This window comes from Streptomyces sp. NPDC042259, from assembly GCF_055582085.1.
The window spans coordinates 20,557-34,266 of sequence record NZ_JBVJDW010000019.1 but is presented as its reverse complement, the minus strand read 5'-3'; the positions used below and the strand labels follow the sequence as shown (position 1 = coordinate 34,266).

Annotated in this window: 15 protein-coding genes and 1 tRNA gene; 1 reads left to right on the top strand and 15 read right to left on the bottom strand. The window is 72.7% G+C overall.

Annotated elements, in window-relative coordinates; translation table 11 throughout:
• Nucleotides 1-38: 38 nt before the first annotated feature.
• The 5 genes from ACZ6MA_RS32315 to ACZ6MA_RS32295 form a co-directional block, all read right to left on the bottom strand.
• Nucleotides 39-872, bottom strand: coding sequence for an RNA polymerase sigma factor SigF (locus tag ACZ6MA_RS32315; protein WP_356451277.1), 834 nt, complete (start codon nucleotides 870-872; stop codon nucleotides 39-41).
• Between the two features lie 200 nt (nucleotides 873-1,072).
• A complete protein-coding gene (locus tag ACZ6MA_RS32310; protein WP_469438298.1) occupies nucleotides 1,073-2,113 on the bottom strand; it encodes an RNA polymerase sigma factor SigF in 1,041 nt (346 codons plus the stop codon).
• 191 nt (nucleotides 2,114-2,304) lie between these two features.
• Nucleotides 2,305-2,598, bottom strand: coding sequence for a Dabb family protein (locus ACZ6MA_RS32305; RefSeq protein ID WP_469438297.1), 294 nt, complete (start codon nucleotides 2,596-2,598; stop codon nucleotides 2,305-2,307).
• Nucleotides 2,599-2,629: 31 nt separating this feature from the next.
• Complete coding sequence (locus tag ACZ6MA_RS32300; RefSeq protein WP_469438295.1) at nucleotides 2,630-2,794, bottom strand: hypothetical protein; 165 nt, start codon at nucleotides 2,792-2,794, stop codon at nucleotides 2,630-2,632.
• 454 nt (nucleotides 2,795-3,248) lie between these two features.
• On the bottom strand, nucleotides 3,249-3,686 hold the full coding sequence (locus tag ACZ6MA_RS32295; RefSeq protein WP_469438294.1) for an STAS domain-containing protein: 438 nt from the start codon (nucleotides 3,684-3,686) through the stop codon (nucleotides 3,249-3,251).
• Between the two features lie 298 nt (nucleotides 3,687-3,984).
• Between ACZ6MA_RS32295 and ACZ6MA_RS32290 the strand changes: the two genes are divergently transcribed.
• Complete coding sequence (locus ACZ6MA_RS32290; RefSeq protein ID WP_469438292.1) at nucleotides 3,985-4,926, top strand: DMT family transporter; 942 nt, start codon at nucleotides 3,985-3,987, stop codon at nucleotides 4,924-4,926.
• A 179-nt stretch (nucleotides 4,927-5,105) separates the two neighbouring features.
• Here the strand turns inward: ACZ6MA_RS32290 and ACZ6MA_RS32285 are convergent.
• The 10 genes from ACZ6MA_RS32285 to ACZ6MA_RS32240 all read right to left on the bottom strand — a co-directional run bounded on the left by ACZ6MA_RS32285 (nucleotide 5,106) and on the right by ACZ6MA_RS32240 (nucleotide 13,505).
• Nucleotides 5,106-5,195: transfer RNA gene (locus tag ACZ6MA_RS32285), tRNA-Ser, on the bottom strand.
• 68 nt (nucleotides 5,196-5,263) lie between these two features.
• Complete coding sequence (tadA, locus tag ACZ6MA_RS32280) at nucleotides 5,264-5,752, bottom strand: tRNA adenosine(34) deaminase TadA (protein WP_469438290.1); 489 nt, start codon at nucleotides 5,750-5,752, stop codon at nucleotides 5,264-5,266.
• A 28-nt stretch (nucleotides 5,753-5,780) separates the two neighbouring features.
• Nucleotides 5,781-6,326 (bottom strand): tRNA adenosine deaminase-associated protein, encoded by a 546-nt coding sequence (locus tag ACZ6MA_RS32275; RefSeq protein ID WP_469438288.1) that lies wholly within the window; start codon nucleotides 6,324-6,326, stop codon nucleotides 5,781-5,783.
• Between the two features lie 220 nt (nucleotides 6,327-6,546).
• Nucleotides 6,547-6,786: a hypothetical protein gene (locus tag ACZ6MA_RS32270; protein ID WP_469438286.1), complete on the bottom strand. Its 240-nt coding sequence runs from the start codon at nucleotides 6,784-6,786 to the stop codon at nucleotides 6,547-6,549.
• 160 nt (nucleotides 6,787-6,946) lie between these two features.
• Nucleotides 6,947-7,672 carry a class I SAM-dependent methyltransferase gene (locus ACZ6MA_RS32265; RefSeq protein WP_469438284.1) on the bottom strand — a complete coding sequence of 242 codons (726 nt, stop codon included), beginning with the start codon at nucleotides 7,670-7,672 and terminating at the stop codon, nucleotides 6,947-6,949.
• Nucleotides 7,673-7,722: 50 nt separating this feature from the next.
• Nucleotides 7,723-9,042: an acyltransferase family protein gene (locus ACZ6MA_RS32260; protein WP_469438283.1), complete on the bottom strand. Its 1,320-nt coding sequence runs from the start codon at nucleotides 9,040-9,042 to the stop codon at nucleotides 7,723-7,725.
• Nucleotides 9,035-10,030 (bottom strand): alpha/beta hydrolase, encoded by a 996-nt coding sequence (locus ACZ6MA_RS32255; RefSeq protein ID WP_469438281.1) that lies wholly within the window; start codon nucleotides 10,028-10,030, stop codon nucleotides 9,035-9,037. Before ACZ6MA_RS32255 ends, ACZ6MA_RS32260 begins: the two co-directional genes overlap by 8 nt.
• A gap of 126 nt (nucleotides 10,031-10,156) precedes the next feature.
• Entirely contained in the window at nucleotides 10,157-11,389 is a 1,233-nt protein-coding gene (locus tag ACZ6MA_RS32250; RefSeq protein WP_469438279.1) for a sensor histidine kinase, read from the bottom strand.
• Nucleotides 11,386-12,708, bottom strand: a complete 1,323-nt coding sequence (locus ACZ6MA_RS32245) for an FtsX-like permease family protein (RefSeq protein ID WP_469438277.1) — start codon at nucleotides 12,706-12,708, stop codon at nucleotides 11,386-11,388. Before ACZ6MA_RS32245 ends, ACZ6MA_RS32250 begins: the two co-directional genes overlap by 4 nt.
• 23 nt (nucleotides 12,709-12,731) lie before the next feature.
• Nucleotides 12,732-13,505, bottom strand: a complete 774-nt coding sequence (locus ACZ6MA_RS32240) for an ABC transporter ATP-binding protein (RefSeq protein WP_469438276.1) — start codon at nucleotides 13,503-13,505, stop codon at nucleotides 12,732-12,734.
• Nucleotides 13,506-13,710: the final 205 nt, after the last annotated feature.

The following is a 13,710-nucleotide window of genomic DNA, read 5'->3' as shown; positions in this document are numbered from 1 at the left end:
ACCGTCAGGAGTACATGCCCGGGGAGCGGATGGCCGCCTCAGTCGGCGATGAGGCCCTCGCGCAGCTGGGACAGCGTGCGCGTGAGCAGCCGGGAGACGTGCATCTGCGAGATGCCGACCTCCTCGCCGATCTGCGACTGCGTCATATTGGCGAAGAACCGCAACATGATGATCTGCCGCTCACGGGGCGGGAGTTTGGCCAGCAGCGGCTTGAGCGACTCGCGGTACTCCACGCCCTCCAGCGCGGTGTCCTCGTAGCCCAGGCGGTCGGCGAGCGAGCCCTCGCCGCCGTCGTCCTCGGGGGAGGGGGAGTCGAGCGAGCTGGCGGTGTAGGCGTTGCCGACGGCCAGGCCGTCGACGACGTCCTCCTCCGACACCCCCAGGCACAGGGCCAGTTCGGGGACGGTCGGCGACCGGTCCAGCTTCTGCGCCAGCTCGTCACTGGCCTTGGTGAGGGCCAGCCGCAGCTCCTGCAGACGGCGCGGCACCCGCACCGACCAACTGGTGTCCCGGAAGAAGCGCTTGATCTCGCCCACGACGGTCGGCATCGCGAACGTGGGGAATTCCACGCCCCGTTCGCAGTCGAACCGGTCGATCGCCTTGATCAGGCCGATCGTGCCGACCTGGACGATGTCCTCCATCGGTTCGTTGCGGCTGCGGAAGCGGGCCGCCGCGTAGCGCACGAGGGGGAGGTTGAGTTCGATGAGGGTGTCGCGGACGTACGTACGCTCCGCACTGTCCTTGTCGAGTGAGGCCAGCCGCAGGAAGAGCGAGCGGGAGAGGGTGCGGGTGTCGATGGCTTCGCAGTCGTCGAGCACGGCGTGCGGTGCGTCATTGGCGAGCACCTTCGCGCTGCCCAGGTCTACGGACATGCCACCCCCTTGAGGTCGCGGACGGATTCACAGCGGCGCCCCTGCCGAGGGTACGGACGAAGGGTTCGGCCCCCACCTGAATACCGGAGGCCGCGCTGTGGCAAACGCAGTTCCTGCAGAATGTCACATGTCGGCAACGCGCTGTAGCGTCAAGTCGATATATCTGCCCCATCACCGCAGGAACGTGTCACCCGTAAGGGTTAGGCATCGATTCGATTTGCGGATCTCAGTCGGGCGAAGCTCCGGGAGAGCAGCCGGGACACATGCATCTGCGAGACGCCCAGCTCGGCGCTGATCTGGGATTGCGTCAGGTTGCTGTAGTAGCGCAGCAGCAGAATGCGCTGCTCGCGCTCCGGCAGTTGCACGAGCAGATGGCGCACGAGATCCCGGTGTTCGACCCCGGCGAGTGCCGGATCCTCGTACCCGAGCCGGTCGAGCAGACCGGGCAGCCCGTCGCCCTCCTGCGCCGCCTCCAGCGAGGTCGCGTGGTACGAGCGGCCGGCCTCGATGCAGGCCAGCACCTCGTCCTCGCCGATCTTGAGCCGTTCGGCGATCTCGGCCGTGGTGGGGGAGCGGCCGTGCAGCACCGTCAGGTCCTCGCTGGCGCCGTTGACCTGCACCCACAGCTCGTGGAGCCGGCGCGGCACATGGACGGTGCGGACGTTGTCGCGGAAGTAGCGCTTGATCTCGCCCACGACGGTCGGCATCGCGAAGGTCGGGAACTGCACCCCCCGGTCGGGGTCGAACCGGTCGATGGCGTTGATGAGCCCGATCGTGCCGACCTGGACGACGTCCTCCATCGGCTCGTTGCGGCTGCGGAAGCGGGCCGCCGCGTAGCGCACGAGCGGGAGGTTGGCCTCGATCAGGGCGGCGCGCACCCGGGCGTGCTCGGGGGTGCCGGGCTCCAGGGTGGAGATCTCCTTGAAGAGCACCTGGGTCAGTGCCCGGGCGTCCGCGCCCCGGCTCTCCCGGGTGCGCGGGGCGCTCTCGGCGTCGGGGCCCGGCCCGCCGGCCTGGCCGGAGGCCGTCTGATCGGACGCGGCCGGGTTGGCCGGGTTGCCCGGGTTGGCGGGGGTGGCCGAGGTGGCCGGTGGGGCAGAGGTAGCGGAGGCGGCGGGGGTGGCCGGAGTGCTGTCGGTGCCGGTCGCCGAGGGGCCGGTGGCCCGGGGGCCGACGGGTCCGGCGGCGGTGCCGGGATTGTCGCGTTGATGGGGGGCTTCGGGCACGGTACGGGCCGACACGGTCACGCCACCCCTTCACGTCGACACATTCAATTCACTCAACTCATCCGGGAAAAGCGGTCATAGCATCACAAGACATGTGCACTGTGTGCAAGCACCCCATAACATCGTGTTGAGCATCAAAAAGACCCCTCACCGTGGTGGTGAGGGGTCTTGCGGTGCCTGCGCCGCGAACGGGCCGGACGAACCGCTCAGAACGCGTAGTCGGCGATCACCCAAGTGGCGAACTCGCGCCACAGCGCGACGCCCGCCTGGTGCTCGGGGTGGTCGAGGTAGCGCTGCAGCGCGGCGGTGTCCTCGACGGAGGAGTTGATCGCGTAGTCGTAGGCGATGGGGCGGTCCGTGATGTTCCACGCGCACTCCCAGGAGCGCAGCTCGGGCACGAGGCCGCCCAGCTTCTCGAACGCCCGCACGCCGGCGACGACGCGCGGGTCGTCGCGCTCGACGCCCTCGTTGAGCTTGAACAGGACGAGGTGGCGAATCACGGGGTCCTCCGAACGAGCGACGCGGAGTCGGTCAATTGATCAGCTGGGTCATGAACTCGCCGATGCTCTTGGCGGCGTCCGAGATCCCCTCGAAGCCTAGCTGGACGAGCTCGGCCGACCGTGCGGGGGAGGTGATGATCGTGTACCCCACGAAAATGACGACGACGTAGGTGGCGATCTTCCTCGCTTGCGCCATGACGCGCTGCCTCCCCGGCTGCTCCCCTGTGCGGTCGCGAGAGTCTAACCGTACGTACGGTCGAAGATCGGGGGGACCTGCGGTCCTCGTGTCGCCGTGGGGGCACTCACCCCGTCTTTAAGGACCAAAGGCCTGGCAAGCAGGGCCGTTCGGCAGCCCGTCGGGCCTTCGCCCGGGCGGAGGATGGACCGTGCACCCGACGGGTCTGGCAGGAATCCGGAGGGTGCGGGACATGGCCTCACTGCGGGGTCCGGGCCGCGCTTTCCCCTGACTGCGGCCCGTACTTGGAGACCGTGTCCTCGTCGGGGGAAGCGGCTTGTCCCCCCGATCGCCGCTTCCCCCGTACCAAACACCGGAGCCCCGGCTCCGGACCCGTGTCGAGCACGGGTCCGGAGCCGGGGCTTTTCGGTGCCCGTGCGCCTCGCGCGCGGGTGCGGGCCGGCCGGGGGCCCGGTCAGGGGGGCGTCCGGTCCTCGCCGCCCACCGGCTGACGGGGCATTCGGGTGGCGGAGGACGCGACCGGGGCCGGGGCGGCGACCGGGACCGGTGGTGCCGTGCGCCCGGGGACGTCGCCGAGCGTCGCGTACAGCGGAATCGATTCGTTCAGTCCCGTGATGACGAAGGACTTGCGGGCCAGTGGTGACGGCACCACCACATAGAGATCCATTCCGTCGTGCCGCGCATGCCGCCGGGCCTCCACCAGGACCGAGAGCACGGTCGCGGTGGCGAAGCGGGAAGCCGACAGGTCGGCGATCAGCGCGTCGCAGGTATGCGCATGGGCCTTGATGATCCTTTGCAGTGCGGTGCGGAGGCCGGGGGCGTTCTCGATGTCGACCACGTCGGGGAAGGTCACCACGCAATGGGCGGCGATGACCTGGGTGGGCACCTGCATGAGGTCCTCTTCTGGGTGCTGGTTCTGACCCGGAGAAGGCCGCTTTTTGACCTGGGGCGATTTCACCACAATCAGGCTCGGCATGGGGGAAAGCCGGAATTTACCGTCAGGCGTGCCGGTGCCGGGAGTAGAATTCCCGCGCCCGCGCACCCCCAAGGAATCCTTTGAGTCGGTAGCGGAATTCTTTATTCGACTTATGGAGTGGGTCTCGGTAGCTTCGGAAGCGTCCCCATCCGGCCGACCGTGAGGCGGTAACACCATGCCGGGCGAGCGCCGAGCAGTGACTCCGTGGAAGTTCATGGCCGCGACGGCCCTGTTGTGGGGATCGGCCTTCCCGGCGATCCGCATCGCGCTGGAGGGGTACTCCCCGACGGCCATGGCGGTCCTCCGCCTCGTCTTCGCGGTCGTCCTGCTGCTGCCCTGCGTGCTCACCGGCCGCATCAGCCGGCTGCGCCGGGGAGACCTGGTGCGCATGGCCGGCTTCGGTCTCACCGGAATGACGGCCTATCAACTGCTCCTCTACGCCGGTGAGCGGCACGTCGAGGGCGGCACGGCGGCGATGCTCGTGGCCACCTCCCCCGTCTTCGCCACGGCCCTCGGCATGCTCGTCCTGCGGGAGCGCCCCGGGGCGTGGGGTGTCGCCGGGCTCGTGGTGGCACTGTGCGGCGCCCTCGTGGTGGCGACGGCCGGCGGCGACGGCGGCGGCTCGTACTCCGGCATGGCGATGATCGTCCTGGCGGCGGCGGCCCAGGCCACGTCCTTCATCCTGCAAAAGCCCCTGCTGCGCCGGTACTCGGGCATGGACTGCATCTTCTACGGCAGCCTCTTCGGCCTTCTTCCCCTGCTGGTCTTCACCCCCGACGCGGCCACCCGGCTGATCGCGGCCGACTGGCGGCAGACCGCCGCCGTCGTATGGCTCGGCCTCGCCTGCACGGTCCTGGCCTTCTGCACCTGGTCCCGGGTCCTCGCGGTGGCCACGGCGTCGACCAGCTCCCTCGTCCTCTACGCGGTCCCCGTGGCGGCCCTCACCCTGGACGCGGCCCTCCTCGGCGCCGTCCCGGGCCTCATGGCCGGCGTCGGCGGCCTGATCGTCCTGGCGGGAGTGGCCCTGGCGGCCTTCCGCCGCCCGGCACCCCGGGCGCCCTCCCGCGCCGTCGCCTGCGGCGGGCGGTCCACCGGTGACGGTGTGCGTGAGCGGGAAGCGGTTCGGGCGGGGGCGCCCGAGTCCTCCGACCGTTGATCCACCCGACCCCCGCGGGGTCGGTACGCCGCGTCCGGCCCATGGCCCGGACGCGGCGCCCGGACATGGGCCCGGTGGCCCACGGGGCGCCCGCCTCGGACGCGTGACCCCGCTGCCCCGGGCCCGCCGGGAAACACAACACCCCTCCGATCGCGTTTCCGCGTTCGGAGGGGTGTTCGTGGCGGTAGCGGTGGGATTTGAACCCACGGTGGAGTTGCCCCCACACACGCTTTCGAGGCGTGCTCCTTAGGCCGCTCGGACACGCTACCGAGAGGAAGCTTAGCGGACAGTGGGCCGTGCTTTGTAATCGGGCTCCGTCGGGGCGCCCGGGAAGGCGTCAGCGGGTGCGGAAGAAGTCGGTCAGGAGCGTCGCGCACTCGGTGGCGAGGACCCCCTCGATCACCTCGGGGCGGTGGTTGAGGCGGCGGTCACGGACGACGTCCCAGAGGGAGCCGGCCGCACCCGCCTTCTCGTCGGCCGCGCCGTAGACGACCCGGTCCACCCGGGAGAGGACGATCGCGCCCGCGCACATCGTGCACGGCTCCAGGGTCACCACCAGCGTGCAGCCCGACAGGCGCCACTCGCCGACGGCGGCCGCCGCTTCGCGGATCGCGAGGACCTCCGCGTGGCCGGTGGGGTCGCCGGTGGCCTCGCGTTCGTTGCGGCCGCGGCCGATGACGGCGCCGTCCGGGTCCAGTACGACCGCGCCGACCGGCACGTCACCCGTGGCGGGGGCCTGGACGGCCTCCGCCAGCGCGGCCCGCATGGGGCCGCGCCACGGATCGCGTACGGGGTCGTGCCCGGGGTTCTCGGCGACAGCGTTCATGGCACCAGTCTGCGCGAGCGCGCGGCCGTCAGCGGACGGCCTCCAGGACGTCCGTGCAGCCGAGCATGTCCGCGATCTCGCCGAGCGCGTCCTGGGCGAGCGCCTGCAGCTCCCTCTCGCTCATCCCGAGGTCGGCCAGGATCTGGGTGTCGCCCAGCGGACCCGGCGGCACCGGCTCGGCGGCCACCGCCGTGTCGTCGTCCGCCGCGTCCGCCGGCTCGCCGTCCTCGGTGCCGTCGAGATCGACGAGGCTGTCCAGATCGCTCTCGTCCTCCTCGCGGCCCAGCAGCTCGTCGGCCAGCAGTGCGCCGTACGAGCTGCGGCCGGCCGCCACGGCGTCCGAGAGGTAGATGCGGGGGTCCTCCTCGCCGTCCACCCGGACGAGACCGAACCAGGCGTCCTCCTGCTCGATGAACACCAGGACCGTGTCGTCGTCGACCGAGGCCTCCCGGGCCAGGTCGGCGAAGTCCGACAAGGTTTCCACGTTGTCGAGATCTGTGTCGCTCGCTTGCCACCCGTCTTCGGTGCGCGCGAGCAGTGCGGCGAAGTACACCGTGACTCTCCCACTGGTCATAGGCGGTGCCGGGCCGGACGGGGACAGCACCCCGCCCACTCGGAATCGTGGCAGAAACCCGGCCGTTGCGAGAGGTCTTCCGCGCTGCGTCGTGCGGCAGTCCGAAGAGATGTGGCTCACGTGGCCCGTACGGGCGCCGGTGCGTCGCCCGTACGCCGCACCCGGGAACCGGGCCGTGGCCGGGTGCGCGCCCGCCCGTGTCGGGCCCGCGTCACCGGTGTCACCAGCGGAACGTCCGCATGCGCATCTGCTGCCGCATCCGCGCCGCCCGGGCCCGGCGCGGCTGCACCCGGTCCCGCAGTTCCTTCGCCTCGTTCAGCTCGCGGAGGAACTGGGCCCTTCTGCGCCTGCGTTCCCCTTCGGTCTCCGAACCCTCCGCCCGCTCCAGGGGCTCCGTCGGTCTTCCCGCCTGCCGGGTCTCCCGGGCCGGGTCGGGTCCGCGCTTGTCACGGTCAGCCATGGGCAGCACCACCTCGTGCCGAGGTCCTCGCCCGGAGCGTCGGTCCAGGCGTACGTGCCCACTTTCCCCCTTAGTGGTGGTTTGATGCCAGTGAGAGCCGACGGACCTCGGGGGGCCGGGTGGGTCCACGACGGGCACACGACGGCCCCAGGGCCGCCTCTCAGAGCGTGAAGAAGATCATCGGGTTGTGGCCGCTGTCCCGTACCGGCTCGTCCAGGTTCAGTTCCCGCTTCACCTCACGCAGCCGCTCGATCACCTCCGGTGCCTTCGCGGCCGATGGAGTGAAATACGGGATGCCGCGCCCGGCGAGCCATTTGACGACCACCGAGCCCTCGCTGAGGGGTTTGGCGAAGCGGTGGTGGAAGACGTCGTGGACGCTGGCCGGCGTGCCGGCCGGCATCAGCGGGAAGAGGTTCTTGGTGTACCAGCGTGCGAACCGGGCACCGTGGTCGGCGTCGACGAACAAGTAGTCCGTCCGGGTGGGGAGCCGCGCGAGCCGCTCGCGGACGTCGCCCTTCGTGAACGTCCAGCGAGCGTCGGACAGCTCGGCGGGCACGCTCCGCACGACGTGGTCGACCACGTCGAACGAGTACAGACGACCCCGCCCGTTGTCGCGCAGCGCGCTCAGGATCCACATCGTGGACCAGCCGTGGAAGGTGCCTATCTCGACCACCGACTCGGGGCGCCGGTCGCGCAGCAGCAGATAGGTGATCTCGGCCTCGTAGTCGTCGAGCTGCGCCTTCATCGCGCCGCCCCGGCGCCGCAGCAGTTCGCGCTGCTGGTCCCGGACCGCTCGCAGATCGTCCTGGTACTTCAGGTAGAGCGCGCTCACGGACGCCACCGAGAGGACGTCCACGGCGTTGTCGACTGCCTTGGGGTCGGTCACTTTCACTGCTCCTTCGCGGGTGGGTGCTTCGGGTGTCCGCCGGTCGTCCGTCACCGGTGGGCGCGGCCGGATTCCAGGCCGCGGAACGCCGCCCAGTACGCGGCCAGCACGGCCGCGAACAACGGGATCCAGGCGAGGCGGGCCAGGGCCCACAGCGGTGTGTCCGGCGCCGTGTGCAGGGCGAAGAGGAAGTGGCCGAGGCCGAGGGAGGCCACGGTGGCGGTCATCATCGCCGTCTGGTGCCAGAGGAAGACGGTCATGGCGGACAGGTTCAGCAGGGCCACGGCGGCCCAGAGGAACTGCCCGTACGTGGCCCGTGGCGCCGTTCCCGGCCGGGCCCCGGCGGGCTCGCGTGGCGGGCGTCCGGCCGGTGCGCACCGGGGCCCGGCCGGGAGAGGCGCTCCGGCCAGCCGGCGCAGCCGGGGGGCCAGCAGCAGCGCGCCGCCGCACTGGGCCAGGCCGAAGCAGACCGCTGCCAGGCTGGGCGGGCTGAGGTTGGAGAAGGCTTCGCCGGGGACGCCGACCATGCTCGTGGGGTAGCCGCCCCACGAGATGAGGGCCGCGACGGCGGCGGCGCCGCCGGTCAGCAGGGCGAGGGAGCGGCGGCGGGTGAGGCCGCCCGTGGCCCAGAGCGCGCCGAGGGCGTAGGGCACGAGCCATCCGGCGGGGAGGTTCAGCCACCGGACGGTGTCGGTCCAGCCGGTGCCGTCCGTGGCGGCGCGCAGCAGGTCCAGGCCCGCGACCACGGTGAAGCCCGCCACGGCGAGCGGACCCGCCGCCCGTCGTACCAGGGGAGTGACGAGCGTCAGCCCCACATACACCCCGAGGAACCACAGCGGGGAGACGGCCAGCATCACGAGGGTGTGGATCGTCTCGTGGGCCAGGCCCGCCGTCGCCAGCCCGAGCAGCACCAGGGCCCAGGTGCCCAGCAGGGCCGCCACCGGTCGCATCAGGCGCCGCAGCCGCCCGGCCACCCACGCGGGATGGCTCGTGCCGCGCGCGGTCGCGGTGGCGAGGCTGGTCGCCGCCACCCGGCCGCTGACGAAGAAGAACACGGCGAGCGGCTGGAGCAGCCAGGAGACCGGGGCGAAGGCCGGCATGTGGCGCAGCGGGCTGTCGCTCTCCAGGTGGCCGTTGGCCCGGAGCACCACGGCGGTCACCACCCAGTGGCCGAGGACGACCCCGAGGATGGCCAGTGCCCGCAGGACGTCGACCGCGCGGTCGCGGGAGGCCGGGGTCGCGGCGTCGATCCGGAGCACCGCCCGGTGCAGGCGGTCCGTCCGGGTCGGCGCGGGCGACGGCGGGCCGGGGGCGGGCGGCACGGGCTTCGGCGCGTGGCCGGTGCCCGGTCGTACCGACAGTTCAGTCATGGGAGACCTCCGCGTCGCGGGCCAGGCCGACGAGGGCGATGTTGCGCAGGGAGAGGCCGCCGGGTTCCAGGTAGTCGCTGTGCCGGGCGGCACCGGTGGGCAGCCGGCGGGCGCCGAAGCCCGGGGAGACCGGGTCGGTGCCGAAGCCGAGGTTCTCGCCGAGGACGCCGACCCGGACGTGCGGCACGTTGGCGATCCAGTCGCGGCTGCCCCGGCCGGCCCAGAACGGGACGTGCGAGCCCAGGCCGGAGACCGAGGCGACCCCCACGCCGGGGCTGCCGACCGCGACGACCGCGGCCGGGCCGGACCCGGTCGCCGCACCGGCCCGGCGCAGCGTCTCCGTGCACACGACCGTGCCGTACGAATGGCACACCAGGGTCGTCCGGGCGCCGGCGTTGAGGCGGTGCAGCCGGTCCAGTCGGTCGCGCAGCCGGGGGCCGGCGTCCACCGCCCGGTCGTCGGTCAGGGAGTCGCGGCTGAGGGTGCGCGGTGCCCGGTAGCCGTACCAGGCGACCACGGCGGACGGGGTGCCGGGCGCGAGCGCGCGCATCTCCGCGTACAGGGAGCGGGCTCCGCCGCCCACCGAGGCGTGGTCCGTGCCGAGGTGGTCGAAGGTGTCGACGGTGGTGTCGGCGCCCGGCACCAGGACGGCGATCCGGCGGGCCTTCGTCACGTCGCCGACGACCTCCACCGCCTGGCCGTCACCGGTGGCGTCGAACTCCAGGTAGTTCCGGCCGTCGGCGCCGAGGCGTTCCAGGGTCCGCGCGCGGTCGTCGTCGCCCATCCGGGCGGCGGCCCGCGCGGCCTTCGCGATGTAGCGGTGGTTCGCGGCGTAGTGGCCGGCGAGTGTCCGGGCGGTGGCTGCGGGCAGTTCGGGAGCGGTCGGCACATCCGGCACGGCCGACGCCGCGGCGGAGGTGACCGCCGTCACGATGCCCGCGGCCACGACCGCGGCCAGCACGGCGTGCCGGATACGGGCAGCTCGCATGATGTGCTCCTTCGTCCTGGTTCGTTCCGGGAAAGCGCGCAGGCTCCTTCGGCCGGGCGGCGCGTACGCGGTCGGCTTCGGTGGCGGGAGTCCGGCTGGTCGGGGGGCTGGGTTCGGAAAGGGGGGCTAGATGCGGAGGGGGAGTTCGACCGTCGCGGTGGTCGAACCGGAGGAGGGGCTGTGCAGGGTCAGGGCGCCGTCGACCGCGGCCAGCCGTTCGCACAGCCCCAGCAGGCCGCTGCCGGCGCCGATGCGGGCGCCGCCGACGCCGTCGTCGTGGACCCGGATGACCAGCCGGTCGCGGCCGTCGGCCGGGCGTACGTCCACCGAGGCCCGGGTCGCCCCGCTGTGCTTGGCGACGTTGGTCAGCAGCTCGGCGACGCAGAAGTACGCCACGCGCTCGATGCCCGCGTCGGGCTGTTCGTCGAGTTCCACCGTCAACGTCACCGGCACGCTGGCCCGTTCCGTCAGTTGCGGCAGTGCTTCCATCAGTCCGCGGTCCAGCGCGGCCGGGCTGATGCCGTCGATGAAGCGGCGCAGCTCCGAGATGGCGGAGTCGGTCTGGGTGCGGGCGCGGGCGACGAGCGCGCGGGGCCGGTCGAGGCCGGGTGTCTCCTCGGCTTCCAGGGCGTCGGTGACCAGCGACAACGTCATGGCGATCGCGACCAGTTGGGCCTGTGTCCCGTCGTGCAGGTCCCGTTCGATCTGGCGGAGGCCGCGGTCGCTCTCGGCGACGGCGGCGCTGCGGGCCCATTCGAGGGTGCGCAGCCGCCGCTGGGCGGCGGTCGGGCCGAGCAGCGCCCGGGCGAGCGCGCGGTGCAGTGCCGCCGTCGCGCGGACCGCCGCCGGGGCGGCGGCCAGCACCAGCGCGGCGGCCACCACGATGCCCAGCACCACCCACGGTCCGGGCCGGGTGGCCAGGGCCCAGACGACCGACCACACGCCGAGGAACGGCAGGGCGGCCACCGCCAGGAAGGCCAGCAGGTCGGCCGGGAGCCGGAGCAGCAGATAGGCCATGCTGCGCCAGGCGGCCGGGTCGCTCACCCCCTCCCGCACCCACGGCAGGAAGCGGGTGGCGGCCGGCCTCGGGGGATGTGCCTCGATCGTCTCCCCGAGCAGGCGGCGGATCAGCGTGGCGTGGAAGCGGCCGAGGTGGCGGGCGCCGTGCAGGCCCGCGGCGAGCAGCGGCAGCCCGGCCAGGGTCAGCGACAACAGGCCCCCGAAGTACAGGACGGCCAGGACGTAGACGGCGCCGACGAGGGACAGGGGGAGTCCGGCCAGGGCGTAGCCGGCCGTGCCCGGCCGCACCGTCCACCATGTGGCGGGCGCGCTCTTCGCGACGGGCGTGGCCGTGGTCATGGCGCGGCCACCGCGGACACGGCCGGGCGGGCGGTGGCCCAGGCACCGGTGGCCAGGATGGTCGTCCCGGTCAGCGCCAGGGCGCCCAGTACGAGCGGACCGTAGGTGTCGAGGGGAACCCAGGGCCACGGCTCGCCGGTGACCGCGAGCGCGAAGGCGACGCTCACCGGGGCGGCGACCAGGGTGCCGAGCAGGACACCCGCCGCCGCGGTCAGCGCGGCCTCCGCGCCCAGCATCCGGTACAGCTGCCGCCGGGTGGCGCCGATCAGGGCGAGGAGGGCGTACTCCCGCCGCCGGGAGGCGGTCAGGGACACCAGGGTGTTCACCGCGGCCACCGCCCCGAACCCGGCCAGCATCGCGAGTTCCACGCCGCGCAGCCACATGTCGCTCTCGGCGGCCGGGCCGGCCAGGGCGCCGTGCGGTGCGGCGTGCCGCATCGTTCCGGTGATGGCCGCGAAGGTGGTGGACAGGCCGACGAGCAGGGCGATGGGCACCACGGTGGAGGACAGCCGGTGGGCGTGGCCGCGCAGATTGGCGGCACCGAGCCAGCCGCCGGAGCCGGTGGTGTGCCGGCGGGCGCCCGGCCGCAGCGGCAGCCCCAGCACGGTCACCACGAGCCGTACCAGCACCGGCCCGAGCAGTCCGAGGGCGGCCATCAGCGTCAGCGCCCCGAGCAGGGCGGCCATCGCCGCCTCGTCCCCCGGGCGGTGTGCGATCGCCCGGCACAGCAGGGCGGCGCCCACCAGGGCGGCCACGCCGATCAGCGCGCGGACCGGGCCGAGCCCGCCCGGCTCGGCCGCCGTCTCCGTCAGGGCGGTGGACGGCCGGCCGCGCACCATCCGGCGGCCGGCCAGCTTGGCCGCCAGCAGCCCGACCAGCGACACCGCCACCGTGCCGATCGCCATGGGAAGCGGGGAGAACCGCACGCTGACGGAGGCGGCGGCCAGGTCCCGGGTGACGAGTTCGGCCAGGAACCGCCGGGCCGCCCAGAATCCGAGCGCCCACGCGGGCGGCGAGACCAGCGCGGTGACCAGCAGCACCTGCCAGCGGATGAGGCGCTTGACCTGCGCCGGCCGGGCCCCGTTCATCCGCATCAACGCGAGGTCGCGGTACTGCTGGCGTACGGAGAAGCCGAGCGTGCTGACCACCACGAACAGCGACATCACCATCGCGATCTCACCGAACGCGCCGCCGATCACCGTCAGCCGCGAGTCCCCGCCCGCGCCGAGCGCGGCCGCGATCAGCGAGCCGAACAGGGTGATCACGGTGATGGCCAGCAGGAGCGCCGTGGCCAGGCCCGCGAACGAGGCGGGCCGCATGCGCAGGGTCCCCCACGCGAGCCTCAGCACGACAGCCCGCTCAGCTTCTCGGCGATCAGCGCCGCCGAGGGCCGGACGAGGTCGTCGATCAGGACCCCGTCGGCGAGGACGACGACGCGGTCGGCGAAGCTCGCCGCGACCGGGTCGTGCGTGACCATCACACAGGTACGCCGCTCGTTCTCCACGCCTTCGCGCAGCAGCCACATCACCTCCCGGCCGGTGGAACGGTCGAGTGCGGCGGTCGGTTCGTCGGCGAAGAGGATCCGCGGCCGGTTGAACAAGGCCCTGGCCACCGCGACGCGTTGCTGCTGTCCGCCGGACAGCAGGCCGGGCCGTACGCCCCGCCGGTCGTGCAGGCCCACCCGGGCCAGCGCCTCGGCCACCGCGCGCCAGTCGACCCGGGCACCGGCCAGCAGCGCGGGCAGGGCGACGTTCTGCGCGACGGTCATGCTCGGCATCAGGTTGTAGGCCTGGAAGATGAAACCGGCCTCGGTACAGCGCAATTGAGCCAATTTCCGCTCGGGCAGCGCGGTGATCTCGGTAGCGCCCCAGTGGACGGCCCCCGAGGTCTGCCGGTCGAGCCCGGCGACGCACTGCAACAGCGTCGACTTGCCCGAGCCCGACGGACCCATCACCGCGGTGAACGTGCCCGGTGCGAAGGTGATGTCCACTCCCCGCAGCGCGTGCACCACCCCGCTGCCGCGGCCGTAGCTGCGGTGCAGACCGGTGGCCCGGACCTCGGTGCCGGGGACACGGGTCGGCGCGGTACGGAGGATCTCGTCATCGCTCAACAACATGATCCGATTCTGCGCGGCGCGGAGCGCGCGGACCACGGGGGCAGCTCCCGTATCCGGGGGGCGGATATCCGCCCCCTCAGCCGGCCCGCGGCTGCCCCCCAGCTGACCCCGCGGCCGTCGCCGCCCCGCCGGATACGGAAGCTCCGGTTCGACCCGAGGCGCACAACTGCCGCTCTCGGGAAGGCGCTTCACGACATCGAATATC

What these genes read in the sequence shown, in the direction of transcription:
- ACZ6MA_RS32315 (WP_356451277.1), bottom strand. Translation starts at nt 872, where the DNA reads ATGTCCGTAGACCTGGGCAGCGCGAAGGTGCTCGCCAATGACGCACCG.
- ACZ6MA_RS32300 (WP_469438295.1), bottom strand. Translation starts at nt 2,794, where the DNA reads ATGGCGCAAGCGAGGAAGATCGCCACCTACGTCGTCGTCATTTTCGTG.
- ACZ6MA_RS32295 (WP_469438294.1), bottom strand. Translation starts at nt 3,686, where the DNA reads ATGCAGGTGCCCACCCAGGTCATCGCCGCCCATTGCGTGGTGACCTTC.
- ACZ6MA_RS32290 (WP_469438292.1), top strand. Translation starts at nt 3,985, where the DNA reads ATGGCCGCGACGGCCCTGTTGTGGGGATCGGCCTTCCCGGCGATCCGC.
- tadA (WP_469438290.1), bottom strand. Translation starts at nt 5,752, where the DNA reads ATGAACGCTGTCGCCGAGAACCCCGGGCACGACCCCGTACGCGATCCG.
- ACZ6MA_RS32275 (WP_469438288.1), bottom strand. Translation starts at nt 6,326, where the DNA reads ATGACCAGTGGGAGAGTCACGGTGTACTTCGCCGCACTGCTCGCGCGC.
- ACZ6MA_RS32270 (WP_469438286.1), bottom strand. Translation starts at nt 6,786, where the DNA reads ATGGCTGACCGTGACAAGCGCGGACCCGACCCGGCCCGGGAGACCCGG.
- ACZ6MA_RS32260 (WP_469438283.1), bottom strand. Translation starts at nt 9,042, where the DNA reads ATGACTGAACTGTCGGTACGACCGGGCACCGGCCACGCGCCGAAGCCC.
- ACZ6MA_RS32255 (WP_469438281.1), bottom strand. Translation starts at nt 10,030, where the DNA reads ATGCGAGCTGCCCGTATCCGGCACGCCGTGCTGGCCGCGGTCGTGGCC.
- ACZ6MA_RS32250 (WP_469438279.1), bottom strand. Translation starts at nt 11,389, where the DNA reads ATGACCACGGCCACGCCCGTCGCGAAGAGCGCGCCCGCCACATGGTGG.
- ACZ6MA_RS32245 (WP_469438277.1), bottom strand. Translation starts at nt 12,708, where the DNA reads ATGCGGCCCGCCTCGTTCGCGGGCCTGGCCACGGCGCTCCTGCTGGCC.
- ACZ6MA_RS32240 (WP_469438276.1), bottom strand. Translation starts at nt 13,505, where the DNA reads ATGTTGTTGAGCGATGACGAGATCCTCCGTACCGCGCCGACCCGTGTC.